The 22,370-nt window shown below is 70.1% G+C and carries 24 protein-coding genes and 1 pseudogene; 6 read left to right on the plus strand and 19 right to left on the minus strand.

Annotated features, from left to right (window positions below; genetic code table 11):
• Positions 1-20: 20 nt before the first annotated feature.
• Positions 21-3,101 carry an HsdR family type I site-specific deoxyribonuclease gene (locus ABZX90_RS08385; RefSeq protein ID WP_355202593.1) on the plus strand — a complete coding sequence of 1,027 codons (3,081 nt, stop codon included), beginning with the start codon at positions 21-23 and terminating at the stop codon, positions 3,099-3,101.
• 423 nt (positions 3,102-3,524) lie between these two features.
• Here ABZX90_RS08385 and ABZX90_RS08390 read toward each other — a convergent pair whose 3' ends face one another.
• Both ABZX90_RS08390 and ABZX90_RS08395 read right to left on the minus strand, forming a co-directional pair.
• Entirely contained in the window at positions 3,525-3,689 is a 165-nt protein-coding gene (locus ABZX90_RS08390) for a hypothetical protein (RefSeq protein ID WP_355202596.1), read from the minus strand.
• Positions 3,690-3,785: 96 nt separating this feature from the next.
• Positions 3,786-4,643 (minus strand): hypothetical protein, encoded by an 858-nt coding sequence (locus tag ABZX90_RS08395; protein ID WP_355202599.1) that lies wholly within the window; start codon positions 4,641-4,643, stop codon positions 3,786-3,788.
• 614 nt (positions 4,644-5,257) lie between these two features.
• Between ABZX90_RS08395 and ABZX90_RS08400 the strand changes: the two genes are divergently transcribed.
• On the plus strand, positions 5,258-5,773 hold the full coding sequence (locus ABZX90_RS08400; protein ID WP_355202602.1) for a hypothetical protein: 516 nt from the start codon (positions 5,258-5,260) through the stop codon (positions 5,771-5,773).
• An 82-nt stretch (positions 5,774-5,855) separates the two neighbouring features.
• Here the strand turns inward: ABZX90_RS08400 and ABZX90_RS08405 are convergent, their stop codons facing one another.
• From ABZX90_RS08405 to ABZX90_RS08475, 15 genes are all read right to left on the minus strand, one after another.
• Positions 5,856-6,956, minus strand: coding sequence for an integrase (locus ABZX90_RS08405; protein WP_355202605.1), 1,101 nt, complete (start codon positions 6,954-6,956; stop codon positions 5,856-5,858).
• Complete coding sequence (locus ABZX90_RS08410; RefSeq protein ID WP_355202608.1) at positions 6,949-7,845, minus strand: hypothetical protein; 897 nt, start codon at positions 7,843-7,845, stop codon at positions 6,949-6,951. The genes ABZX90_RS08405 and ABZX90_RS08410 overlap by 8 nt, the downstream gene beginning before the upstream one ends.
• Before the next feature lie 237 nt (positions 7,846-8,082).
• Positions 8,083-8,961, minus strand: coding sequence for a GNAT family N-acetyltransferase (locus ABZX90_RS08415; protein ID WP_355202611.1), 879 nt, complete (start codon positions 8,959-8,961; stop codon positions 8,083-8,085).
• 845 nt (positions 8,962-9,806) lie between these two features.
• The gene (locus tag ABZX90_RS08420) at positions 9,807-10,133 is read right to left on the minus strand and encodes a hypothetical protein (protein ID WP_355202614.1); all 327 of its coding nucleotides are present in this window, start codon (positions 10,131-10,133) and stop codon (positions 9,807-9,809) included.
• Between the two features lie 533 nt (positions 10,134-10,666).
• Positions 10,667-11,281: a hypothetical protein gene (locus tag ABZX90_RS08425; RefSeq protein ID WP_355202617.1), complete on the minus strand. Its 615-nt coding sequence runs from the start codon at positions 11,279-11,281 to the stop codon at positions 10,667-10,669.
• Positions 11,278-11,922, minus strand: coding sequence for a sigma-70 family RNA polymerase sigma factor (locus ABZX90_RS08430; RefSeq protein ID WP_355202620.1), 645 nt, complete (start codon positions 11,920-11,922; stop codon positions 11,278-11,280). Before ABZX90_RS08430 ends, ABZX90_RS08425 begins: the two co-directional genes overlap by 4 nt.
• A gap of 518 nt (positions 11,923-12,440) precedes the next feature.
• Positions 12,441-12,833: a hypothetical protein gene (locus ABZX90_RS08435; protein ID WP_355202623.1), complete on the minus strand. Its 393-nt coding sequence runs from the start codon at positions 12,831-12,833 to the stop codon at positions 12,441-12,443.
• Positions 12,834-13,173: 340 nt separating this feature from the next.
• Positions 13,174-13,515, minus strand: coding sequence for a hypothetical protein (locus ABZX90_RS08440; protein WP_355202626.1), 342 nt, complete (start codon positions 13,513-13,515; stop codon positions 13,174-13,176).
• A 100-nt stretch (positions 13,516-13,615) separates the two neighbouring features.
• The gene (locus tag ABZX90_RS08445) at positions 13,616-14,053 is read right to left on the minus strand and encodes a hypothetical protein (RefSeq protein WP_355202629.1); all 438 of its coding nucleotides are present in this window, start codon (positions 14,051-14,053) and stop codon (positions 13,616-13,618) included.
• Positions 14,054-14,084: 31 nt separating this feature from the next.
• On the minus strand, positions 14,085-14,438 hold the full coding sequence (locus ABZX90_RS08450; protein WP_355202632.1) for a hypothetical protein: 354 nt from the start codon (positions 14,436-14,438) through the stop codon (positions 14,085-14,087).
• Between the two features lie 69 nt (positions 14,439-14,507).
• Entirely contained in the window at positions 14,508-14,732 is a 225-nt protein-coding gene (locus tag ABZX90_RS08455) for a helix-turn-helix domain-containing protein (protein WP_355202635.1), read from the minus strand.
• A gap of 190 nt (positions 14,733-14,922) precedes the next feature.
• Positions 14,923-15,276 (minus strand): ASCH domain-containing protein, encoded by a 354-nt coding sequence (locus ABZX90_RS08460; protein ID WP_355202638.1) that lies wholly within the window; start codon positions 15,274-15,276, stop codon positions 14,923-14,925.
• Positions 15,273-16,370 (minus strand): hypothetical protein, encoded by a 1,098-nt coding sequence (locus ABZX90_RS08465; protein WP_355202641.1) that lies wholly within the window; start codon positions 16,368-16,370, stop codon positions 15,273-15,275. Before ABZX90_RS08465 ends, ABZX90_RS08460 begins: the two co-directional genes overlap by 4 nt.
• Before the next feature lie 79 nt (positions 16,371-16,449).
• Positions 16,450-16,695, minus strand: coding sequence for a pRL2-19 (locus ABZX90_RS08470; protein WP_355202644.1), 246 nt, complete (start codon positions 16,693-16,695; stop codon positions 16,450-16,452).
• Positions 16,692-16,832 carry a hypothetical protein gene (locus ABZX90_RS08475; protein WP_355202647.1) on the minus strand — a complete coding sequence of 47 codons (141 nt, stop codon included), beginning with the start codon at positions 16,830-16,832 and terminating at the stop codon, positions 16,692-16,694. The genes ABZX90_RS08470 and ABZX90_RS08475 overlap by 4 nt, the downstream gene beginning before the upstream one ends.
• A gap of 91 nt (positions 16,833-16,923) precedes the next feature.
• On the opposite strand from ABZX90_RS08475, the pseudogene ABZX90_RS08480 reads away from it, so the two are divergent.
• Both ABZX90_RS08480 and ABZX90_RS08485 read left to right on the plus strand, forming a co-directional pair.
• A pseudogene (locus ABZX90_RS08480) lies at positions 16,924-17,337 on the plus strand (amino acid ABC transporter permease); the annotation flags it as partial.
• Positions 17,334-18,101, plus strand: coding sequence for an amino acid ABC transporter ATP-binding protein (locus ABZX90_RS08485; protein WP_351131799.1), 768 nt, complete (start codon positions 17,334-17,336; stop codon positions 18,099-18,101). The pseudogene ABZX90_RS08480 and the gene ABZX90_RS08485, both read left to right, overlap by 4 nt.
• A 135-nt stretch (positions 18,102-18,236) precedes the next feature.
• Here ABZX90_RS08485 and aroQ read toward each other — a convergent pair whose 3' ends face one another.
• Positions 18,237-18,710: a type II 3-dehydroquinate dehydratase gene (gene aroQ, locus ABZX90_RS08490; protein WP_351131801.1), complete on the minus strand. Its 474-nt coding sequence runs from the start codon at positions 18,708-18,710 to the stop codon at positions 18,237-18,239.
• A gap of 101 nt (positions 18,711-18,811) precedes the next feature.
• On the opposite strand from aroQ, the gene ABZX90_RS08495 reads away from it, so the two are divergent.
• Both ABZX90_RS08495 and ABZX90_RS08500 read left to right on the plus strand, forming a co-directional pair.
• A complete protein-coding gene (locus ABZX90_RS08495) occupies positions 18,812-19,858 on the plus strand; it encodes a S66 peptidase family protein (RefSeq protein ID WP_355202650.1) in 1,047 nt (348 codons plus the stop codon).
• Positions 19,859-19,918: 60 nt separating this feature from the next.
• The gene (locus ABZX90_RS08500; RefSeq protein ID WP_351131804.1) at positions 19,919-21,220 is read left to right on the plus strand and encodes an MFS transporter; all 1,302 of its coding nucleotides are present in this window, start codon (positions 19,919-19,921) and stop codon (positions 21,218-21,220) included.
• A gap of 7 nt (positions 21,221-21,227) precedes the next feature.
• Here ABZX90_RS08500 and ABZX90_RS08505 read toward each other — a convergent pair whose 3' ends face one another.
• Positions 21,228-22,328: an ionic transporter y4hA gene (locus tag ABZX90_RS08505; protein WP_351131805.1), complete on the minus strand. Its 1,101-nt coding sequence runs from the start codon at positions 22,326-22,328 to the stop codon at positions 21,228-21,230.
• Positions 22,329-22,370 lie beyond the last annotated feature (42 nt).

Below are 22,370 nucleotides of genomic sequence, written 5' to 3' on the forward strand. Positions count from 1 at the left end.
TGAGCTGGGGGGTCTGAGTCATGGCAAGGGGCATCCGGGAGCGTGAGTTCCAGAACTTGATGATCCGGTGGTCCCTCCCCATGGGCTGGGGCTACACCGCGGGGAGGGCGCTGCCGCGTGAGACGACGCAGACGGTGCTCGCCGGCCAGCTGCGAGACGCCCTCGTCCGGCTGAACCCGGAAGTGATCGGCGGGTTTGATGTGGACGCGGTGGCCGAGGAGATCGTCGCCACGGTCAACGCTGTCGAGGGCGGGCTGGTGCGGGCCAACGAGCAGGTGCTGCGCCTGCTGCGGGGGCGCAAGGAGTTCCGGGACGCCGACGGCGTGTGGCATTCCCTGAAGGTCATCGACTTCGAGCACCCGGCCGCCAACACGCTGGTGGTGTCGGACGAGGTGACCATCGCCGTTCCCGGCAAGACCTCCCGCCGGTTCGACTTGGTGTACTGGGTCAACGGCCTGCCGCTGGTCGTGGTGGAGGTGAAGTCGCCGACCGCGAAGTCCGGGTGGGCGGACGCCGCCCGCGAGATCAACGATGTGTACGTCACCGAGTACCCGTGGTTCTTCACCCCCAATGTCTTCGCCGTCGCCTCCGACGGGCTGAAGCTGCGGTTCGGTGCCGTCGGCGCGCCGACGAACCTGTGGCAGCCGTTCCGGTCCACCGCGGATGACGAGAACCTGTCCGGGCAGGCCGACGTGCAGCGCTCCGTCGAGCTACTGCTGAACCCGGCCACGGTCCTAGACATGCTCGCCAACTTCGCCCTGTTTGACACCTCCGGGGGCGGGGTGGGCAAGAAGTACCTGCCCCGCTACCCGCAGATGGAGGCCGCGCACCTGATCCACCAGCGGGTGCTGGGGGGCGGGTCAAAGGGCCTGATCTGGCACCACCAGGGGTCGGGGAAGACACTGCTGATGGTGTTCGCCGCCTCGCTGCTGCTGGCCGACACCCGCACCGAGTCGCCCACGATCATCCTGCTCTCCGACCGCACCCAGCTGGTCCGGCAGACCTCCGGGGTGTTCACCTCCGCGCTGGGGGACGCCTACTTCCACCAGCCCGCCACCAGCGCCGAGCTGCGGGCCCTGCTGGCCGACGACGTGCGCGGCGTCATCTCCACGACCGTCCACAAATTCGCCGACGCCGGCAAGAATGTATCGACCCGCGACAACATCATCGTGCTGGTCGACGAGGCGCACCGCACCCAGTCCGCCCGGTCGAAGTCCCTGGCCGGGCAGATGCGCGCGGCGTTGCCGCACGCGAAGTTCTTCGGCATGACCGGCACTCCCGTGCGCAACCTGGCCACCGACACCTTCGCCCTCTTCGGTGAGGAGAGTGACCCCGGCCGGGTGCTGCACCGGTACTCGGTGTCCCGATCCCTGCTGGACGAGGCGACCGTCCCGGTGATGCTGGACCCGCACCCGGTCTCCTTCGAGATGAACGACCGGGAACTGCAGGACGAGTTCGACCAGTTCGCCGACGCCTTCGACCTCGACGAGCCCGACCGTGAGGCCCTGTCCCGCAAGTTCGGGCGCCTGACCAGTGTGTTCTCCAATCCCGACCGCATACATGCGGTCTGCCAGGACATCGTGGCCCACTACCTGGCTGGCGCGTACCGCAACAGCCTCAAGGCCCAAGTCGTCGCCTTCAACCGTGAGCTGGCCGTGGCGTACACGGACAAGATCAACGAGCTGCTGGCCGGGTTCGAGGCCTCCCAGGTGCTCGCCGAGGTCGGCAGGCACGACCAGATCACCGCTGAGGTGAACATCTCCGTCTCGGACTCCAAGGACGAAGACCCCGCCCTGCGGAAGTTCCAGCTCTCGGAAGTCCAGGAGGAGGAGCAGAAGCGGCGGTTCCTCACCGTGGACGACCCGCTGTGCTTCCTGGTGGTGACCGCGAAGCTGATGACCGGGTTCGACGCCCCCAACGAGGGCGTCCTCTACCTGGACAAGCCGCTGAAGGCCCACACCCTGTTCCAGACGATCACCCGTCCGAACCGCACCTGGATCTCCCCGACCGGGTTCGTGAAGACGCAGGGCGTGGTCGTGGACTACATCGGCCTGGCCGAAGAGGTCCAGCGGGCCGTCACCGACCCCACCGCGGAGAAGGCTGGCGGCAAGGGTGGCGGGTTCGTCACCGACGTGTCCGAGCTGGTCGCCGAGTTCCGCACCGTCTTCGCCCGCATCGAAGACCTCCTCGTGGACGTGGACGGCCTGGACCTCACGGTCCACGGATATGAGTCCGTGCGCGCCATCAACACCTTCCTGGACGCCCACCCCGGCGCCGCCGAGGTGTTCACAAGGGACTACCGGCTCCTGGCCCGCCTGTATCCGCTCATCAGCACCGACAAGCGGGTCACCAAGTACCGCGACGGCTTCGCTCTGTTCGGGTCCGTGTACACGACCCTGTTCAAGAAGTCCTCCGACGAGGAGCGCAAGGAACGGCTCAACGAACTGGGGCCGATGGTCCTGGAGATCATCAACGCCCACGTCCACTCCTTCTCCGTGGTCGCCTCCCAGGAGGAAGCCCTCGTCCTCGACGCCCAGGGCATCTCCATCCTCAAGGAGCTGCTGACCCTCGTCCGCCCCAAGCCCGGCAAGGACGACGGCCAGGACAAGACGCCGCCGTCCGCGGCAGAGATCCTGGACCACATCAAGGCCGCCCTCGACAAGGACGTCGAACCGGGGTCCGCGAAGTACACCGCCCTCGCCGAGCGGATAAAGCAGCTGCGGGACCGGATCATCCAGAACGCCCAGGACGCCCTGGAGTTCCTGTCCGAAGCGCTCCGGGTCGCCCGCGCCGTCGTGGACGCCGGGAAACACCCCGAAGAAGCCGTCGTCGTGCTGGACGACGACCACGTGGGCGTCCTGTCACGGATCATCCACGACCACGCACCGTCCGGCCTCACCATCACGGAGAAGAACCTGGCCGAGGAGATCGACCAGGTGGTCACCCGCACCCTCGCAGGCTCCTGGGACAACGCGGACGCCCGCAACCGAGGCGTCCGCCGCGCCACCGCCGCGGTCTTCCGCCGGTACACCCTGAAGCCGGTGGGGGAACCGTACGACTCCACCGTCGCCTACATCGAAGCCCACTACCTTGTCGACTGACTGACACCACAGCAAGGCATGTCTACCGGACGGGGAGGCGGCGGCCATCGGCTATCCGCAGCAGGGTCCCGGGTTTCGGCCGGCACACTCACCTCCGTCCGGCCGGAGACACGAAGAAGGGCCCGCACCCGTGGTGCGGGCCCTTCCGTCTGCCGGCCAGAACGCTGGTGGCTCCAGGTGGACCTCCGACCACTCCCGGGGGATGAACGGCGATGTCTCACCGGGGCCGTCCTCGTAGCCCTTCTCGGTCGGCGAGGACCAGGCCATGAACGCTGTACTTGGCCCACGAGGGCCACTTCCCGGGGTTACGCTGGCCGGGCGGTGAGACCCTCACCGCAGGCTGCCTTCACGACCGGAGGCCCGTGTTTTTGCCCTGCAAAAGCGAGCACGGACCCCCGGATCGGGTAGCCAGGGGCCGGTCCCTCATCGAGGGCCGGCCCACAGACTGAGCAGGACCGGCGCGGCCAGCAGCACGGTGTCCAGCGCGTGCCACGCGAATCTGCCGCGTGCGGTCATCGACCAGCGCACGAACCGGCCGTACTTGGCCCTCGGCTGCTGCCGCTCGCGCCAGCGGGGTGTCTTCCTCATTACTCCTCATCCCTCCTTTCTCGATCGTCGTTGTGGTCGGGGCGGCGGACGTGTCCGGTGGTCCTCGGCTTCGCGGACGCAGGTGGTCGGCGGCGGTCATCCCGGCTGTCCGGCCTGGATGCCGGCGCCGTCCTGCGGCGCGAGCGGGCCGCGCTCCTCGGCCTCCAGTCGTTCGACCTCGGCCTTGCTCAGGTTGATGTTGAACGGCTCGGCCAGCTGATAGGTGTGCACCCACGCCCAGCCGCGCATGGCGCGCGCGTCCATCACCTCGTCGGGCCCCATCTTCACCAGCAGCTTGTGGTGCAGCAGTTCCTCGATGCCCCGCGCCATCGTGTGGCGGCCCAGGCCCAGGGCCCGGGCGCCGCGGCCGTCCTGCGGCAGGGTGAAGGTTTCCTTCCGTCTGCTCATCGCGGCCAGCAGGACGGCCTTGCCGGGCATGTTCAGCTTCACGTGCCAGTCCTCGCGCCAGTACGCGAAGGGGACTCGGAAGTAGACATCGCTCTTGGTGCCGGTGGGGACGGTGTAGTCCACCGTCATGCCCCCGACCCGTCCGATCTCGTGGCGCTTGACGATCCGCTTGAGGCGGCCGTGCTGTCTCCGCTCGATCAGGCCCAACTTCTCCAGGTGCTCCCACTGCCGGGAGACGGCCACGCTCGCCCCCTTGTCGGGACGCATGTAGATGCCGGCCGCCCGCGCCCAGAGCTGCGAGCGCTCGGTGACGCCGAAGTCGCGGCCGGTGGTGACGGCGTAGACCAGCAGCAGCAGCTCCAGGGCGTGCGGGGTCCGCAACAGCTTGGACAGGGGCCCAGGCCCGGTGCTCGGATCTCCGGGCAGACTCTTGATGTGGCTCTTCTGGACGAACTCTCGGCGTATCGGGAACACTTCGTCCTTGCGTCGGGAACGCCCCAACAGGTACTCGATCGACTCTTCCCGGGTCATCACACGCTGGACCATGGACTCGCTCCCCTCCACCGGCACCCCAGCGGTGCCCCCGAGAAGAGAATGCCTCCAGCCCTGCGCTCCGGACGAACTGCGAGCGCCGCTCCCGCACCCCCTCGTCACCGGTGCCGGAGGCACTGGTAGAACCAGACTCCCAAGACCACCATGCAGGACCCTGACCGGCGCAAACGGCAGGTCAACACGCAGTGACGCCGCCTCAATGTCGGTTCTCAGACCGGAAGGTTGCAGTCTGAGAACCCATCGTCGTCATAGATCTGCGGTAAAGGGTGCGCTGCGAGGCAGCGGCGAACCGGCCGCCTCCGTAACGCAACCCGCGACCTCGATCTTGGGGAGCGCCGGTACGGCGGCGGCGCTGAAAACGACCAGGGTCAGGGGTGCTCGGTCGAGGAAGCTACCCGCCAGGAACATGCGGAGGGCCCCGGGAAGTCGTCTCGCGCCACGTCTCCGTCGCGGTACGCTCTCGCCCGGTTAGATGCGTACGCCGCCCGCCGACACCCCGCGCCCACGCCGCAGGTGATCGACCGGCCAAGGTTCCTGCGGGAGCCCGCACCCCTCCGGCGTTCTTCGTCCGGCGGGAGCGTGGGGACCGCCAGGAGCGAGCGTCAGAGATGCCGAAAAAGAACCCGTCGACCGCCGCGCAGCGGGCCCGTCAGCGACAGGCCGCGACCGGCGAGAACTACACGACCGCCCTCCGTGCCGAGACCCGGCCTGTCCGCCGGCCGTTCGTCGTGCACAGCATGTTCAGCGCGGACGGCGCGGGCTGGGCACCGATCATCCTGCGGGCGGAGCGCGAGCTGCGCGAGGTCTGGCCCGGCCACCCCGCGCCGCACTGGGAGGAGAAGTTCGGCGACCTGTGCTGGAAGAGCTTCCCGTACAACCAGCACCCCGAGGCGTGGCCGGTGATCCGCCGGGCCATCCGGGAAGCATCGGTCACCTGCCAGACCTGCCCGTCCCCGGGCCGCAAGCGCGTCGTCTGGGTCGGCCTGGACTGGGGCGGGATGCCGTGGGTCAAGACCTGCTGTGACACCTGCTACTACATGCCGCCGGTCTATGAACGCCCCGGCTGGAAGTTCCAGCAGAACGAGTACCAGGATCTCGTCGACTCGTACGAGGACCGCGGCTGACCGTACGGCCGCATAGACCGGCGGGGCCCCGGCGGAATCGTCCGCAGGGCCCGCCTGTCGCGGTGTCGTCGGGGGTGGGAGGTCAGGTCAGACCGACCGTGGCGTTGTCCTCCCAGCCATCGACCCGCTGGAAGTAGCCGTTCATGGAGCGGGAGTGCCGGGCCCAACCGCCCTGGTCGGCGATTGCCACGGCGTCCTTGCCCTTCTTCCGGCCGGTCGTGGCGAGGCCGATGCGGAGGCTGTGGCCGGTCCAGGAGAGCGCGACCCCAGCACGGGCGCTGATCCGCTTCACCGCCCGCGTCACGGAGTCCGGGACCATGCCGCCGGTGACGTTGCCGTGCCGGTCGATGCCGACGAACGCGGGAGCGTCCGGCTGCGACCACCGTGGTTCGGCCTCGGCGGCGAGCCGGCTGCGGTACGCCTTCCAGGCCTCCACGGGGCAGATCTCCGGGTCGTCCTGATAGTTGATCTTGGCGTCCCTCACGGAGTGCTTGGTCTTGCCTGTGAGGACGGACACGACCAAGCCGCGGGAGACCAGGGCGACGTCGCCGGACAGAAGGCCGGCGGGGTCCTGGGAGCGCGAGGCGTAGTGGAAACCGGTCAGGATCAGCGCCTTGTCCCGGTCCCCGGCGAGGGTGCCGGGGCATGCGCGGACCACCCGGTAGAGGTCGGCGACCTCGGCGGCCGCCGCCTGGCCCCGGCCGCGCCGCTCGCCCTCCTGCAACAGCTTCACGGCGAGGCCGTCGAGCGCCTTCCGCGCGGCTGCCTGATCGTCCCGAGTCACCGCGCACCCGCGCTCCCGCAGGCCGACGACGACGCCCGCCAGGTGCGTGCCCGCCGACGACGGGGCGTAGCCCTTCCCGTTCGCCCGGCCCTCGCGCAGCATCCACGTCACGAACGCCACCAGCGAGCCCCGGGAACCCTCCAGCTCGGGCAACCGGGCGAAGACACAGAACCGGGTCCACACCCGCCAGCTCTTGGCGTACGTGTCGGCGGTGTTCTCCGGGGTGATCTCCTTCGCCACGGCGTCGGCCAGGTCCTCAGCCTCGGCCAGGCGGCGGGCGGCGTCCACTCCGTGCCGCTCGGCCCACCGCGTGATCAGATCCTGCCCTGCGGCGTCGTCCGCGGCACGGAGCGGCACAGCCGCCGGACGGGCGTCATCGGGAGCGAACGTCTCAGACACGCCCGTCACCGCGCTGTTCCTCCCAGCCCGCTTCGGGGCCGAGGGTGACGCTGAACCCCGGCAGGGTGCCGCCCCAGCGCATCGTGGTCTCCCATTCCTGAGCCTGGATGTCGATAACGCCGTCCGGCACGAGCTCCGCGCCGTTCCAGTACCAGCGGGCCAGGCCATTTGCGGGCCGAGCGAAACCGATGCTGTGCGAGTTCACGGTCACGCTCGACCACGACAGGTCGCTCCTCTCCTCCATCGCGCGCCGCACAGCCTGTATCGAGGTCACGAAGCTTGAGGTCATCTCCTCGGTGCCCCGGTCTCGGGGCGGCGGCGTCCAGCCCGGGGTGCCGACGATGACGCCGACGACGAGGGAAGGCGTGAAGGACACCGCTCCTCCGGCCTCGACGACGGGCTGCGGAGTGATGGGCAGCACGGGTTCGCTCCCGGCCTCGAAGCAGATCCGCCACTCCCGTTCGTGCAGCCAGTCCGAGCGCCCTCGCTCAGGATCCGGCTCGTAGGCGACACAGCGGTTGTACGTCTGCCGGGTCATGCCGGCCTGCATCTCGGCGCGCTCCTCACGGGAGACGTGGAGGACGGGCCGGGCGCCGGCCCCTATGAGCTGCTGGCGGTCGAGCACAAGGCCCCACGGGGCGTAGGGGCCCCGCGCCCCCGCGCCGTCGCGGAGCATGGTGCGGCGGGCGTCCTCGGTCGCCTCGCTGAAGCAGATCACCGGGGCGTCGGTCCCGAAGGTCGTGGCCCCGCGCAGGGTCCCGCTGTGCAGGATGCTCACCAGGCGCTGCTCCGGCGTGCCCTGCGCGAAGCCCGGCGGGAGATCTGTCTGCCCGCGGGGCCGACCGGTGAAGTGGACCAGAGTGTCGGGCAGGTCGGGGTGCGTGCTCACGTCTGGGGTTCCTCCCCCTTCACAGACGCTCATTTCGACGGGTCTTCATGTCCCGTTCTGTCGCGTCGGATAAGGAGAGGTTATCCGACGTGAGTAGGGAACATGAGGGAACGTGAGGGGGCGCAAAGGAGCACTCGGGAAGTGGTTCGATCTAACCACTTGCTGGACGCCGCCGGTGGGACGAGCGCACCGGAAACGGTTCGATCGAACCGTTTCCCGGGCTCGGGTAGGCCGGGGTCAGTCTTCGATGCCTGCGTCGCGCTGGTCCACGGACCCGAGCGCGGTGAGCCCTTCACTCGCACACAGGTGGTCGGACGCGCCGCCTACCTCGGTCTGGAGCAGCTGGTAGGCGGCGCCGTGCCGGTGGCCCCACTGCATCGCTGCGCGCCAGAGGGCCCGGCCGTGACCGAGGCTTCGATGCGCCGGCAGGACGGCGAGGTACTGCGGGAGGAGCCGGGCCCGCCCGGCGGCGTCGGGCATGGTCTCCATCGGGCCGATGGCGCCGGACACCTGGTCCCCGTGGAGGACGACCAGGACGGGGCCGACGGTCCCGGCCCGCATCCGGTCGTGGAGGAACACGAAGCCGTGGCCCGCCATCTCTTCGGCGAAGGCGGTGAACCGGGAGGGGTCGGGGAGCTGCGCGTACTCCAGGACGCGCGCGCCGGGGCCGGGGCCCGGTCCGTCGGTGAAGTCCCGGAGGTGGACGCGGACTCCCCGGACTCCCCGGGCGGGCTGGTCGGGGCCGAGGAACGAGACGACCCGGGCACGGTCGGCGCGGTGGACGGCGGCGAGCTTGCGGGCGAGGTCGGCACCGGCGGACAGACTGTCCCGGTCCGTCCCGTAGACGTGGACCCTGACCGTGCGGCCTGCCTGGTCCAGGAGCGTCGGCAGGAGCGTCCGGTGGGGGCCGTGCTCGATGGCGTCGGCGAGGACGTGCTCCGCCTTCCTGCCGGACCAGCGGCGGTCTTTGTCGTACGGCAGGAAGCGGCCGGACCCTGCGATCTCCACGGCGGCCGCGAACAGCTCGGGGAGAAGGTCGGCCGGATGGACGGGGCCGAGGGTCGGCACGTACGGCACGGGCATCAGGGGCTCGATCCACTCCCAGTGAAGGCGCATGGACGAGACGCTATGCAGTCCGGCCCGGAGGAAGTGTTTCGGTCGAAACACTTCCTGGACGCCTGTTCGGTAGCGCGGTGCCAGACCTTCGCCAGACTTCCGCAGGGTCGACCGGGTGTCGCTACGGTGGTCGTGGCCGCCACGTCGGGCGGACTCCGAGCCGTCACGCCCACGCCGTGGCGGCGACCGAGGACAAAGGGCCGCGAGCCTCACGTGACGTCAGCACCGCCCCGAACAGCTTCCGTTGGCCACCGACGCCACGGCGGGGACGCGTGGGGTCCGTCCGCCGGGAGAGCGACCGGTCATGACCGACGACAAGCACATGAAGAGGGCCGCCCGCGAGCTCGCGCCCGTGAGGGCATCTCGTACACCGCTGCGCGCCGCCGCCTCCTCGACGGCCGCCAGGAGCACGAGGACCAGGAGCCGCGGCCGCCGGTCCTCGTGCCGATCGCGGGCACGTCGTGCGCGGAGGGCTGCGACGGCTCGGTGCACCCGGGCGCGGTGTGCCGGCGGTGGCGACCGGAGGACGTGAAGGGGGGCCCGGTGGGAGGTCCGGCGGATGGCGACCCTCCCCGGCGGCCGGGCAGGCTCCTGGGAAGCCTCGCGGGGAGAAAGCGGCTGGCCCTCTCTTCCCCCAAGTTGGGGGAAGAGAGGGCCAGCCGTAAGGCGCGCGAGACCGCGAAGGTGGCGGCGACAGGTACGGGCTACAGCGGGAGCACGCTCGACAAGGTCGACCGGATCCGTGACGCGGCGGAGCGCGGTGTCGTACGGCAGGGCCGGGAGGAGGGCCCGCGCCGGAACCGGGGGTGCCGGTAAGAACCGTGTCACCGATCCTGCTGGCTTATTCAGTCATGCGGCGAGGCGCCGTCAGTCACGGCTTCGACCACATCGACATTCCCCACCCCACCCTCGACCGGAAATGCCAAGACGGCCGCTGCTGCCCCGGCCAACGAGCCGCTGGCCCCGCCGGGCACGGAATAAGCCAGCAGGATCGTCACCAACCGCAAACGGCGAGGGTCATGTGCGGCGACGTGCGGCGGGTCGCGTTCGGCGACGTGTCGGGCGACCGAGTTGACGCCGGGGCGGGCGTATCGCTCCAGAGAGCGGACGGAAGCGTGGCGGGAGCGGGCCAGCGGCATCGGGGTGGAGGTGCCGTCCTCGGCGTCGTGCATCAGGGCACTGTGGCGTAGCTCTGCGTACGGTGGTGCCCTACTGGTCCGCTTCGGCCGGCCCCGCGAATGCGGGTGACCGGCCGAAGGGCGGACTGGGTACCTACTGGCGGGGCCGCATCATCGCGGCCAAGCCCCAGGCCGCTGCGGCAGCCCCGAGTGCCGTACCACCGTCCAGGCCGTGGAGGTACAGCAGGACCCCAATCACGAAGGCCACCGTGCCGGCCAGGACCAACGCGATGCGGGTCACAATCCGTGCGATGCGTGGTACGTAGCGCCACACGGCACGGAACCGATCCCGGCGGTGACGACGCCGGAGTCGGCGTACCTCCGACTTCGAGACTTGGACTTCCCGGCGCCGCAAGGTCAGCTCATGCTCGGCGGCCACCAGGAGATCCTGAAGAGGGGTTGTGCACGAGGGAGGTATATCGGGCATGCTGGTCATTGGGTGTCCTTCCGTTAGAGGGATATCCAGCCCGCCCGCTGCTCGCGGTTCCTACGCCAAGTGAGCAGCGGGCCATTTCTTGCTCACCCAGTTACCTGGGCATGTAGTCGCCCCACCCGACGGCGAGCATCGCCGCGACGGAGCCGGTGAGCACCGCCGGGAGGACGAGCGGGCGGCCGATGAGGTCAGACAGCCACTGCTTCTCCTTCCCGTCGGAGGCCGGGATGGCTGCGGCCGGTCGGGTGCCGGATGTCTGGACCTCCGTGTGCACCGCCGGGAGGAGGAGCGGGCGGCCGATGAGGTCAGACAGCCACTGCTTCTCCTTCCAGTCGGAGGCCGGGATGGCTGCGGCCGGTCGGGTGCCGGTTGTCTCGACCTCCGTGTGCGCTGCGGTGGCGACGCCGGTGTGCACCGCCGGGATGCCGATGAAAGGGCGGCTGATGAGGGCACACAGCCGGTGCTTCTCCTTCCGAGTCCTCCGCCCGGCCGCAGTGCTGACGGGGTCCGTCGTGGCCTGGGCATCGGCATTTCGCTCCACGCGACGCCGGTCACCCTCCTCGAAGATCTCCGCGAGTTCCTGCTCCACCACCTCGGGGGGAGGTGCGGCGTGACGAGCCCTGACCCGGTGGTACAGAAGCTCGAAGTGCTGGGCGTACCACGGGGCACCCGTGTACGGGGCCCGGTACGCGCGGGTCTTTTTCTTCACTTGGTGTCTCCTTCTTCGGGTTCGACCGCCTTCGGCGGTGACCGGAAACGGTCGAACTGTTCCTTGGCGTTCTCAAGGTTCGTACGTGCGCGTTTCATGTGTTGGCGCACGGCACCGGCGGTCATCCCTAGCCGCTCGCCGATCTGCTTGGGGGTGAGCTTCTGCCCATAGGTCAGCTCCGTGACGGTCAACTGCCGTCCCTTGAGAACCTTCCGCACGGTCTCCCAGAGTTCGCAGATCTCCTCGTCCGTGAACTCACGAACTACCGGCGTGTTGAGGGCCTCGTCGTCTGAGGTATTCGCCGTGAACGCCTTGTAGGAAAGATGGTCGAACAGCTGGTCTGAGCTGGTGACGTACTCGTTCTTGTCCCGCTTCCATTTTCGATTCCTCCCGGCCCTGTCGTAGAGCTCCACCGCGAGGCGTTCGGTCGTCGTCTCGACGTCGGTCAGGCTCTTCCATTGGGCCCAGGCGTCGGCGAAGACGTCATGCAAGATCTTCTTCTTCGTCTCCTCGGACAGACCCTCGAAGTACGTCCCGGTAAACGTCTCCAAACGCAGCTTCTCGTAGGCCGCTGCCAGTACTTGCGCAGACCTCAGCCGCTCCTCTTCATGTCCATCTGCGGGTACATGGCTCTCGATCACCAAGGACCTCCGAGGGGAAGGCGGGACGTTCTCCTTCTTTCCACCCTCTAGCTCCACAGCGATACATAGGTTCCTAAGGCACCCATCCGAGTCAGCCGACAACTGAAAGCACCCGGATCCCGCGAAGCGCACCAGGCACTTTCATTTCCCGGGTGCCGCACATGACCCTCGCCGTTTGCGGTTGGTGACGATCCTGCTGGCTTATTCCGTGCCCGGCGGGGCCAGCGGCTCGTTGGCCGGGGCAGCAGCGGCCGTCTTGGCATTTCCGGTCGAGGGTGGGGTGGGGAATGTCGATGTGGTCGAAGCCGTGACTGACGGCGCCTCGCCGCATGACTGAATAAGCCAGCAGGATCGGTGACACGGTTCTTACCGGCACCCCAACCGGTGCGCGAGCCTCGGAAGTGTTTCGACCGAAACACTTTCTGGACGTCTGTTCGCGTGGCGGGTGTTGTGGCGCGGCGGGTCCTGGTGGTCGACGACCAGGACCCGCCAGGACCGGGGAGCGGTCACCGGGCCCTCTACAGGCGGTCGAACATGCCGAGGACGTCGTCCAGCGACGGGGCGGGGCGGTCGGCGTCCCGCTGCGCGCCTCGTGCCCGGCGGATCACCTCCGGGAGCTGACGGACGGCGGAGACATGACCGCGCTCCCGCCGGTCGGCGGTGAGGGCGAGGGACAGCGCCGCTTCCCGGTACAGGACCGCGTCCGGCGCGGTGACGTCGGCGAGGGTCACGCGCACAGCGGCGACGAGCGGGCCGTCCGCCTCCGTGAAGGGTGCCGGGGTGCCGGCCACCGCTGCGCCCAGGATGTCGGCGGCCTTCCCGGCGAGGGAGCGGCCGGACTCCTCGGCGAGCACCTGGAGGCGGGCGTACGTGTCCGGCGGGACCCGGGTGCTCAGAACCTTCGACGGCATGGGCGCTCCTTCCCGGGCGCCCTGGTCTACAGGCGCACCCGGTCTGATCAGTGGGGACGTGTAGCGCTACAGCGCGCCCGGCGGGGTCCGGGCTCGCCGATGGCGCAACGGCGTTCAACAGGCGCCCGCTGGAGCCTCATGGGCGATACAGGCACGGGTCCGTGACCTGGGGGGATGCGTAGCGCTACAACGCGCCCGATGGTGCGATGTGTCCTTGTTTCGCATTCAACGGTTAGCGAAAGGGCTACTTCTGGGGGCGCGGCTGCGGTGCTGGGCTGGTCGTGGAGGGCTACAGCGGGGAGGGGCTGGGGTGTAGCGCTTTCGTAGCTTTTCGTAGCGCTCATGGAGCGATGCAGGCGGTGAGGTCGGCGGAGGTCATGAGGAGGTCCGCGGGGTCGATGACGGTTACCGGGATGTCGGGGAGCTGGGGGCGACGTCGACGGGCGGGCGTGGTCGGGGAGGGCAGGGGCGGGAGGCTGCGGAGGGCGGCGCGTAGCTCTGGTGGCGCGGTGTCCGTGCGCTGGAGGACGTAGGCCCCCGCTCGTGCCTGGTCGCGGGCCCCCTGGGGAGTGGTGCGGAGAGCCGCGGCGAGGGTCCGGTAGCTGATCCCGGCGGCGGCGAGCTGGGCGGTGGTGGCGAGCCGGTCGGCGAGGGTGGCGGCGTAGGCGTGGCTGGGTCTCACGGGGTGTGGTCCTCCAGGGAGGCGGATAGGGCGGAAACCCTGACACTCCTGACAGCGGTGTCGGGAGTGTCAGGGTTTCCGCAGGTTCTGTCAGGGGGTGTCAGGTCCTCGGGGCGGGGGCGAGGCGGGAGTGGTGGAACTCCGTCTCCAGGGCCGCGAGGTCGTCGGCCGCCGTGGTGAGGACGTCGGCGGGGATCCAGTCGAAGGGCGCGGCGGGTGCCGGCGCATCCCGGGTGTCGTGCCAGGCGGTGATGCCGTGCCGCTGGGCGACCCGCTCCAGCCATGTGTCCCGCATCCCGTTGCCGTACCAGGCGGACCGGGTGCCGGGCTGGACGGCGACGTACAGGGCGGCGGCCGCGCGTACCCACTCGTTGCGGCCGCGCGGCTGGACGTCCCAGCAGCGGGCGCAGAGATGGCCGGACACGTGGACGTCGGCGCGGTGCTGCTCGCCGGGGACGCCGCAGAGCCAGCAGTGCCGGGGTCCGGGCGGACGGGTCGGGGCGATGCTGGCGGCGGGGGCGCGGCGGGGGGCGTTCATCGGTCGGGGTCCCTTCACGGGGTCGGTGTGGTCAGGTGGTCGACGGCCGCCGACCAGTCGGGACGGCGGCCGGGGCGAGGGCGTACAGGCCCGGGGCCCGTTCGGTGAGGACTCCGGAGGCGACAGCCGCGGCCAGGTAGTGGACGGCGGACGCGAGGGGCAGGCAGCAGGCACGCGCGAGCTCCTGGACGACGTCGCCGCCATCGAGGGCGCGCACGGTTCCGAGGGCGTCGGCCCGGTCGTGGGCGACGTGGAGGAGGACGTAGAACCGGGACTGCCGCAGGAGCGCCGGCATGTCCCTGGACCACCGGCGGGTGAGGAGTCCCAGGTATGCGGCGGGGACGGCTCCGGCGGACGGCTGGACGGTGTCGACGTGTGCGGACATGGGGGCGCTCCTGTCGTCCTGGGGGCTCCCGGCCCACAACCAGCGGAGCAGCGACGGCGTGAAGGGCCATCAGGGGGCGACGGGGGCCGCCTCGTCGGTGACGTCGTCCCCGGTGCGGTGCCGGTCGATCTCGGAGCGGTGGATACGGACGCGGCGTCCTGACGGTCCCAGCCGCTGGACACGCATGTCGGGGTCGCCGCTGATCCAGCGGGAGACCGTGTTCACGTGGACCTGGAGGGCGGCGGCGAGCTGCGCGCGGGTCAGCCACTCCGGGGCGTCGGGGGCGGTCGTCATCGGGGTCTCTCCTCGGTCGGTCGGGCGGGGGCGCGGCTCACGCATCAGGACGTACCGGGACGTAACGCGTTGCAGCGGGCGGGCACCTTAGCTGATCCGGCCTGTCCGGTGCTTGGGCATGAAAAAGGCCCCCGGCTGCTCCCCCTCGCTGTGGGCGAAGGGGGCGGCCGGGGGCCTGTTCTCTGCGGGGTCAGTCGACCAGCTCGATACCGATGGCCAGGCATCCGAGCCGCTCTTTGTCGGGCGGGTAGATGCGCCGGATGTTGGCGAGCTGCTCCTCGCGGGGCGAGTCGGGGTTCACCTGGGAGGGGCCTTCGGTGTCGAGGAGCTCCTCGAACGACGCGTACTCGGCGACCCGGGTGACCCGGGTCAGGCATGACCGGTCGGTGTCCTTCACGGAGAACCGGATCAGGTCACCGGCCGTCAGGCCGTCGAACTTGGGGTACTTCACGCGGACCTCCCGGGACTTGCGTCCAGCGGCCACGAGGTCGAAGTACCGGGCGTACAGGTTCAGCTCGATGACGCGGGCCGAGGTGGTGCTCATGCAGTGGGGCTCCCTGTCGGTACGGACATCAGCCGCGCGAGCTCCGCGGCCGAGTATGAGCGGAAGAAGTGCCGGGGGTGGGACAGGAACAGGTCCGCCAGGTCGAGGAGGCGGTCTGCGAACTCCCCCACCGTGCCGGGCCACTTCCGGGTGTCGAGCATCCACGGCTCGGCACCTGCGGGCAACGCCCCGTCACCGGAGCGGATGAGGCTCTTGGACAGCTTCGCGCCGGTCTCGGCGACGATCATCGGGCAGAACAGGCGCGCCGGCAGTTGGCCCCGGGTCAGGCCCACGGCCTGGTGCGCGCCGTCGACCAGGAGACTCCCGGGCATCCAGTCGGTTCCCTTGACCATCACCTGGAGGACGTCGCGCTCCCCGAGGGCGGCGAGCTCCTTGACCATGTTCCGGTAGAGGGTGGCGAGGTCGAGGAACCCGCCGCCGGTGGGTGTGACCGTGGTCGTGTAGGGGCCGTGGTGCAGGCAGACCGCCGACACGCGGGCGAGGCCGCGGCCGACCGGTTCCACGCTGGTGCGCTCCGCGTACTTCTCCGCCCACCCGCAGGACGGGCAGGGCACCCGCAGGTGCGGGACCCCGGTGGAGGGAGCCAGCCACAGGCGGGCGGCCTCCAGGCGTGGCAGGACCCGCAGCCACGTCTCCCGGAACAGGGTCGTCTCCTGCTGCTCCGAGTAGGTCTCGACGTCGTACGGCACGCCCAGCCGCTCCGACAGCGCGTCGAACAAGGGGCGGTAGAGGGTGCCGACCAGGACGTTGATGCCGTCCGTGCCGAGGGTCTGGGCGTAGGCCCGCTGGTAGCGGGTCCCCGATGCCGGGTCGGTGACCAGGTCGTGGGGTGCGTTGTCCAGTGCCGAGAACCGGACCTCTACCGGGAGGCCGTGCCGGTCGCGGAGCCGGGCGGCCGTGGCGAACGCCATCGACTGCACCAGTGAAGTGCCGGCGTGCGGGGCCCCGTTGATCTGGGTCCCCACGACCAGCGCGATCCGCTGCGCCTTGCTGGAGTGGATGCGAGGGGTGAGGACGTCCTCCACGGCGGTGAGTGCGTTCGCGAGGACGGTGTTCGGGCTGATGAGCGTCATGGCTGCCTTGTCTCGTGTCGGTGGGCTGCTGGCTGCGTGGGCCGGGCCGGTGGACGTGGGACGGGCATGGGGAGGCAGGTCACTCGATCCGTACGCCGGGCCCGTCGACGTCGGGGCGGGGGCGTACGGACAGGCGGAGCGTGTCGTCCGCGATGGGCTCCAGCGCGACGGCGTGCCAGGAGCCGTCACCCGCTCCGAGGGCGTCCGCCTCGAACGCGGACACCGGGAGCTCCAGCGATCCGCCGTGGTGCATCAGGAGGGCGAGCAGCATGGCGTGCGACATGTCCGCCGGGTTGATGTGGGCGAGGTCGAACGGGTCGGTCATGGCCGGGAGCTCCCCTCGGGGTGGACGACGGCGAGCAGCTCGGCGTGGTCCAGGCCGTGGTCGTGCTGCTCCTGGTCCTCGTCGTCGAGGCCGATGTCGTCGACGACCGGCGTCAGGTGTCCGCAGTACTGGCACACCTCGCCGCGCCCGTTGTGGTGGGTGCGGCCGGTGCACGTCGGGCAGTCGCCCCGCTCCAGGACGGGCGTGCCGCCGGTCGAGCAGGCCGGGCCCGTCCTGCTCGGCGGGACGGGTCTGGTGCTGACGTACTCGGCGTACGTCGCCGAAGTCGTCCGCGCCGGCATCGAGTCCGTGCATCCCTCGCAGCGGGCAGCGGCCCGTTCACTGGGCCTCACCACTCGGCAGACCCTGCGCCATGTGGTGCTGCCGCAGGCCGTACGCCGTCAGGTCCCGCCGCTCCTCAACGACATGGTGTCCCTGCAGAAGGACACCAGCCTCGTCTCGATCGGCGGCGCGGTGGAGGCGATGCGCTCCGCGGACATCATCGTGGGCCGCAGCCTCAACTACACGGCGTACATCGTCGCGGCGCTGCTCTTCGTGGCCCTGACCATCCCCATGACGCGCTTCACCGACTGGGTCACCGCCCGTATGGACCGGCGCCGCAGCCAGGGAGGCACCGTATGAGCAAGGCCCCCGTCCCCGACGGTCCGATGCTGCGGATGGAGTCCGTCCGCAAGACCTTCGGCGATTCACTCGTGCTGCGGGACGTCGATCTGGAGGTCGCCCCGCACACGGTCACCACGCTGATCGGCGCCTCCGGCTCCGGCAAGTCCACCCTGCTGCGCTGCGCCAACCTCCTGGAGGAGATCGACGACGGAGCGATCTGGCTGGACGGCGAGGAGATCACCGACCCGCGGGCCGACCAGGACGCGGTACGCCGGCGGATCGGCGTCGTGTTCCAGGCGTACAACCTCTTCCCGCACATGACCGTCCTGGAGAACATCACCCTCGCCCCGCGCCGGGTGCACGGCGTGAGCCGCGCGGACGCCGAGACACACGCGCGTGAGCTGCTGGAACGGCTCGGGCTCGGTGCCAAGGCGGACGAGTACCCGGACCGGTTGAGCGGTGGCCAGCAGCAACGGGCGGCGATCGTCCGCGCCTTGGCCGTACGCCCCAAGCTGCTTCTCCTGGACGAGATCACCGCCGCCCTGGACCCCGAACTCGTGGGCGAGGTCCTCAATGTCGTCCGCGATGTGAAGGCGGACGGCATGACCATGGTCCTGGCCACGCACGAGATGGGCTTCGCGCGCGAGGTCGCGGACCAGGTCTGCTTCCTGGACGGCGGCGTGATCCTGGAACGCGGCACGGCCGAGCAGGTCTTCGGGGACCCGCAGCAGGAGCGCACCCGACGCTTCCTCAAGCGCATCGTGGAGGCAGGACGTCTGTGACCCGCAGGCGTCCGTGACCTCAGGCGGACGCCCGAGGTCACGGACGCCCCAGGTCACGGACGCCCCAGGTCGCGGACGCCCGAGGTCGCGGCGGTCAGCGCGACCTCCTGCGGACGCCTCCCCCGCTGCGGTCGGTCAGGCGTCCGTCCGCCCCGTGCCCGCGAGCGCCGCCACCCGCTCCACCGCGAACGCGTATCCCTGCACGCCGCAGCCGGCGATGACCCCGTCGGCACGCAGCGAGACATACGAGTGGTGCCGGAACTCCTCGCGCTGGTGGATGTTGGAGATGTGGACCTCCACCACAGGAAGTCCGTCACAGGTGTTGAGAGCATCAAGGATGGCGACGGAAGTGTGCGAGTAGGCGGCCGGGTTGATGACGATCCCGGCGTGGTTCAGGCGGGCCTCGTGGATCCAGTCCACCAACTCGCCCTCATGGTTGGACTGCCGGAAGTCCACCGTGCCCCCGTGCGCGGCCGCCGCCTTGGCGCACAGCGCCTCCACGTCCGCGAGCGTGTCGGAGCCGTAGATCTCCGGCTGGCGCTGCCCGAGGAGGTTCAGGTTGGGCCCGTTGAGAATCATGATCGGGGCGTTGGCGAGGGTGCGGGGCACGTTTCCTCCGGTCCTTCAGGTCTGCCGGCCCGTCGAGGACCGCTGCTCCGACCCGGTTTATCACGATGCACCGAACGGGTGACGGCTCATACGCTCCCTCCATGACGACGCCCGCGTACCCTCCCAAGCCCGTACCCGGCGACCGGACAGCCGTGATCTCGCCGTCCAGTGGGCTGCCCGGCCTCTTGCCGCTCCCGTACGAGCTGGGCCTTGAGCGGCTGCGCAAGGAGTTCGGCCTGGAACCGGTCGAGTACCCGACGACCCGGAAAATGGGTTCGACCCCGCGGGAGCGGGCCGCCGACCTCCACGCCGCGTTCGCCGATCCGACGATCAAGGCGGTCATCGCGTCCATCGGGGGCGACGATCAGATCACCGTACTGCCGCTGCTGGACCGTGAGTTGATCCGGGCGAACCCGAAGCCGTTCTTCGGATACAGCGACAACACCAACTTCCTCGTCCACCTGTGGAACGTCGGAATCGTCGGCTATCACGGCGGAACGGTGATGTGCGAGTTCGGCCGCCCGGGCGCGATGGACCCGCTGACCGCGGAGTCGCTGCGCGCCGCCCTGTTCACCTCCGGGCCGTACGAACTGCGCCCCGCCGACCGCTTCCGCGAGGTCGACGCGCCCTGGGAGGAGCCGGAGAGCTTCGTCTCCGAGCCGCGGACCGAGCCGGGCGCCGGCTGGACCTGGCTCCGCCCGGACCGGGTGGTCGAGGGCCGCTCCTGGGGCGGCAACATCGAGATCCTGTCGTGGCTGCTGATGGCCGACCGCGAGATCGCCCGCGATCCTTCCGTGTACGAGGGTCACGTGCTGTTCCTGGAGACGTCGGAGGACATGCCCACGGCGGACGACGTCTTCTGGATCCTGCGCAGCATGGGCGAACGCGGCCTGCTGCGACGCTTTCCGGCACTCCTCATGGGCCGCCCGAAGGCGTGGTCGTTCGAGCAGCCCCTTGAACCGGAGGCCAGGGCCCGTTACGGGCGCGACCAGCGCGAAGCAGTGCTCCGGGCCATCGACATATATGCCCCGGACATGATGGTCGTGTTCGATGTGGACCTCGGTCACACCGATCCGCAGATCGTCATCCCCTATGGAGGGCTCATCCGCGTCGACGGCCCCGCCCGGCGCATCACCGTCACCTACTGACGCACGCCGCACTCCCGTGCGCCCCCGTAACTGCCGGTCACTGTGGGTAGTTGACCGGGCATGCACGACGTACGCACCGTAAGGGCACCCTCCATGCTGCGGCTCGCGGCCGCCTCGCTCGCCGGGACGGCCATCGAGTTCTACGACTTCTTCGTCTACGGGACCGCGGCCGCGCTGGTTCTCGGACCACTGTTCTTCCCGACGTTCTCGCCGCTGGCGGGGACACTGGCGGCCTTCGGGACGTTCGGCGTCGGCTTCGTCGCCCGTCCACTGGGCTCGGTACTGTTCGGGCACATCGGGGACCGGCGCGGGCGACGGCCGGTTCTGATCGCCTCGCTGCTGCTGACCGGCGCGGCGACCGTCGCCGTCGGCTGTGTTCCGACGTACGACCGCATCGGCGCGGCCGCTCCTGTGCTTCTTCTGATGCTGCGTTTTCTGCAGGGGCTGGGACTCGGCGGCGAGTGGGGAGGGGCCGTGCTGCTGACGGTCGAGCACGCGCCCGCCGAGCGGCGCGGGCTGTGGTCGAGCTTTCCCCAGATCGGTCCGTCCCTCGGGTTCGTGCTGGCCAACGGCGTGATGCTGGCGCTGTCGGCGACGCTGTCCGACGCGCAGTTCGCGGCGTGGGGGTGGCGGGTGCCGTTCTGGGCGGCGGGGGTGCTGGCGGCGGCGGGGCTGTGGCTGCGTGGTTCTCTCGCGGAGAGCCCTCGGTTCCTGGAATTGGGGGACCGCGCGCGCGTGCCGCTCGCCGAGGTGGTGCGTGACCACTGGCGGCTCGTCCTGCTGACGGCCGGCGGACTCGCCGTCGGTTACGCCGTGTTCTACGCGGTGACGACCTGGGCGCTCGCGTACGGCGTCGAACGGCTCGGCGTGAGCCGCACGGTCATGCTGACCTGCATCATGGCCGCCGTGGTGGTGAAGGGGTGCCTGACGCCCCTGGTCGCGCTGCTGGGTGATCGCTACGGACGGCGGCCGCTGTGCATGGCGGGCTGCGCGGGTGCCGCGCTGTGGATGTTCCCGATGATCGGGCTGCTCTCGACGGGTGAACCCCTGCTGATGTTCCTCGGCTTCCTGGTGGCACTCATCGCGTTCATCACCATGTTCGCGGTGATCGCCGCGTATCTGCCGGAGTTGTACGAGCCGCGGGTGCGCTGCACGGGCGCGGCCGTGGGATACAACCTGGGCGGGGTTCTCGGGGGCGCGCTCACCCCGATCGTGGCGACGGCGGTGGCGAGCGGGGAGCGCGTGCCGTGGGGCGTGGCCGCCTATCTGACCGTGATCGCGCTGCTGAGCCTCGGGTGCTTCGCGCTGCTGCCGGAGACCAGGCCGGTGCCGCGCCTGGCGGTCGTACGAGCCACTGAGTGACGGTCGGTCAGGGGTTGATGGCCAGTTCCAGATAGGCGGCGAACACGACCAGATGGACGCCTCCCTGGAGCGGGGTGGCCCGCCCGGGAACGACCGTCAGGGAGCTCACCACCACGGTCAGCGCGAGGAGGACCATCTCGGTGGCGCCGAGGCCGAGAACGAGGGGGCCGGAGAGCCAGAGTGATGCCAGGGCGACGGCGGGGATGGTCAGTCCGATGCTGGCCATCGCGGAGCCGAGTGCCAGGTTCAGGCTGGTCTGCACCCGGTCGCGGCGGGCGGACCGCAGGGCGGCGATGGTCTCGGGGAGCAGCACGAGCAGCGCGATGATCACACCGACCACGGAGTGCGGCATGCCGGCCGCCTCGACCCCGGACTCGATGGTGGGCGACACCCCCTTGGCGAGGCCGACCACGCCGACCAGGGCCAGGCCGAGCAGACCGAGGCTGATGCGGGTGTCACGGGCGGTCGGGGCGTCGGCGTGGTCGTCCACGTCGATGACCTGGCCCTGCCGGGTGATCGGCAGGAAGTAGTCGCGGTGCCGGACGGTCTGGGTCGTCACGAACAGGGCGTAGAGGACCAGGGAGGCGAGCGCGGCGAAGGTGAGCTGCGCGGTGGAGAACTCAGGGCCCGGCTTGCTGGTGGTGAAGGTCGGGAAGACGAGGCTGAGTGTGGCCAGAGTGGCGACGGTCGCCAGGGCGGCTCCGGTGCCTTCCGCGTTGAAGACGGCGAGCCCGTGGCGCAGTGAGGCGACGAGCAGACACAGGCCGACGATGCCGTTGCACGTGATCATCACGGCCGCGAACACCGTGTCACGGGCCAGCGTCGAGCTCTTGGCGCCGCCGTCCGCCATCAGGGTGACGATGAGGGCGACTTCGATGATCGTGACCGCGACAGCGAGGACGAGGGAACCGAACGGTTCACCCACCCGGTGTGCGACCACCTCGGCGTGATGCACCGCGGCGAGCACGGAGCCCGCGAGGACCAGCGTCACCAGGGCGACGACCGCGGCGGGCAGGTCGCGCCCCCAGGTGAAGGCCAGCAACACCACCGCGATCACGGGCACCACGACGGTCCACTGCCTCGCGAGCGACCGGAGCCGAACGATCATGACGCGATCGTCCCAGTCCCCAGCGTGCCCCGCACTCCGGTG

This window comes from Streptomyces sp. NPDC002935 (genome assembly GCF_040611295.1).
In the GTDB taxonomy this organism is placed as follows: domain Bacteria; phylum Actinomycetota; class Actinomycetes; order Streptomycetales; family Streptomycetaceae; genus Streptomyces.

Excerpts from the sequence above, each read along its gene's own strand:
- ABZX90_RS08395 (WP_355202599.1), bottom strand. The coding sequence starts at position 4,643 with ATGGTCCAGCGTGTGATGACCCGGGAAGAGTCGATCGAGTACCTGTTG.
- ABZX90_RS08505 (WP_351131805.1), bottom strand. The coding sequence starts at position 22,328 with ATGATCGTTCGGCTCCGGTCGCTCGCGAGGCAGTGGACCGTCGTGGTG.
- ABZX90_RS08390 (WP_355202596.1), bottom strand. The coding sequence starts at position 3,689 with ATGAGGAAGACACCCCGCTGGCGCGAGCGGCAGCAGCCGAGGGCCAAG.
- ABZX90_RS08485 (WP_351131799.1), top strand. The coding sequence starts at position 17,334 with ATGAGCAAGGCCCCCGTCCCCGACGGTCCGATGCTGCGGATGGAGTCC.
- ABZX90_RS08450 (WP_355202632.1), bottom strand. The coding sequence starts at position 14,438 with ATGTCCGCACACGTCGACACCGTCCAGCCGTCCGCCGGAGCCGTCCCC.
- ABZX90_RS08420 (WP_355202614.1), bottom strand. The coding sequence starts at position 10,133 with ATGCACGACGCCGAGGACGGCACCTCCACCCCGATGCCGCTGGCCCGC.
- ABZX90_RS08455 (WP_355202635.1), bottom strand. The coding sequence starts at position 14,732 with ATGACGACCGCCCCCGACGCCCCGGAGTGGCTGACCCGCGCGCAGCTC.
- ABZX90_RS08460 (WP_355202638.1), bottom strand. The coding sequence starts at position 15,276 with ATGAGCACCACCTCGGCCCGCGTCATCGAGCTGAACCTGTACGCCCGG.
- ABZX90_RS08500 (WP_351131804.1), top strand. The coding sequence starts at position 19,919 with ATGCACGACGTACGCACCGTAAGGGCACCCTCCATGCTGCGGCTCGCG.
- ABZX90_RS08400 (WP_355202602.1), top strand. The coding sequence starts at position 5,258 with ATGCCGAAAAAGAACCCGTCGACCGCCGCGCAGCGGGCCCGTCAGCGA.
- ABZX90_RS08495 (WP_355202650.1), top strand. The coding sequence starts at position 18,812 with ATGACGACGCCCGCGTACCCTCCCAAGCCCGTACCCGGCGACCGGACA.
- ABZX90_RS08385 (WP_355202593.1), top strand. The coding sequence starts at position 21 with ATGGCAAGGGGCATCCGGGAGCGTGAGTTCCAGAACTTGATGATCCGG.
- ABZX90_RS08465 (WP_355202641.1), bottom strand. The coding sequence starts at position 16,370 with ATGACGCTCATCAGCCCGAACACCGTCCTCGCGAACGCACTCACCGCC.
- ABZX90_RS08415 (WP_355202611.1), bottom strand. The coding sequence starts at position 8,961 with ATGCGCCTTCACTGGGAGTGGATCGAGCCCCTGATGCCCGTGCCGTAC.
- ABZX90_RS08445 (WP_355202629.1), bottom strand. The coding sequence starts at position 14,053 with ATGAACGCCCCCCGCCGCGCCCCCGCCGCCAGCATCGCCCCGACCCGT.
- ABZX90_RS08470 (WP_355202644.1), bottom strand. The coding sequence starts at position 16,695 with ATGACCGACCCGTTCGACCTCGCCCACATCAACCCGGCGGACATGTCG.
- ABZX90_RS08435 (WP_355202623.1), bottom strand. The coding sequence starts at position 12,833 with ATGCCGTCGAAGGTTCTGAGCACCCGGGTCCCGCCGGACACGTACGCC.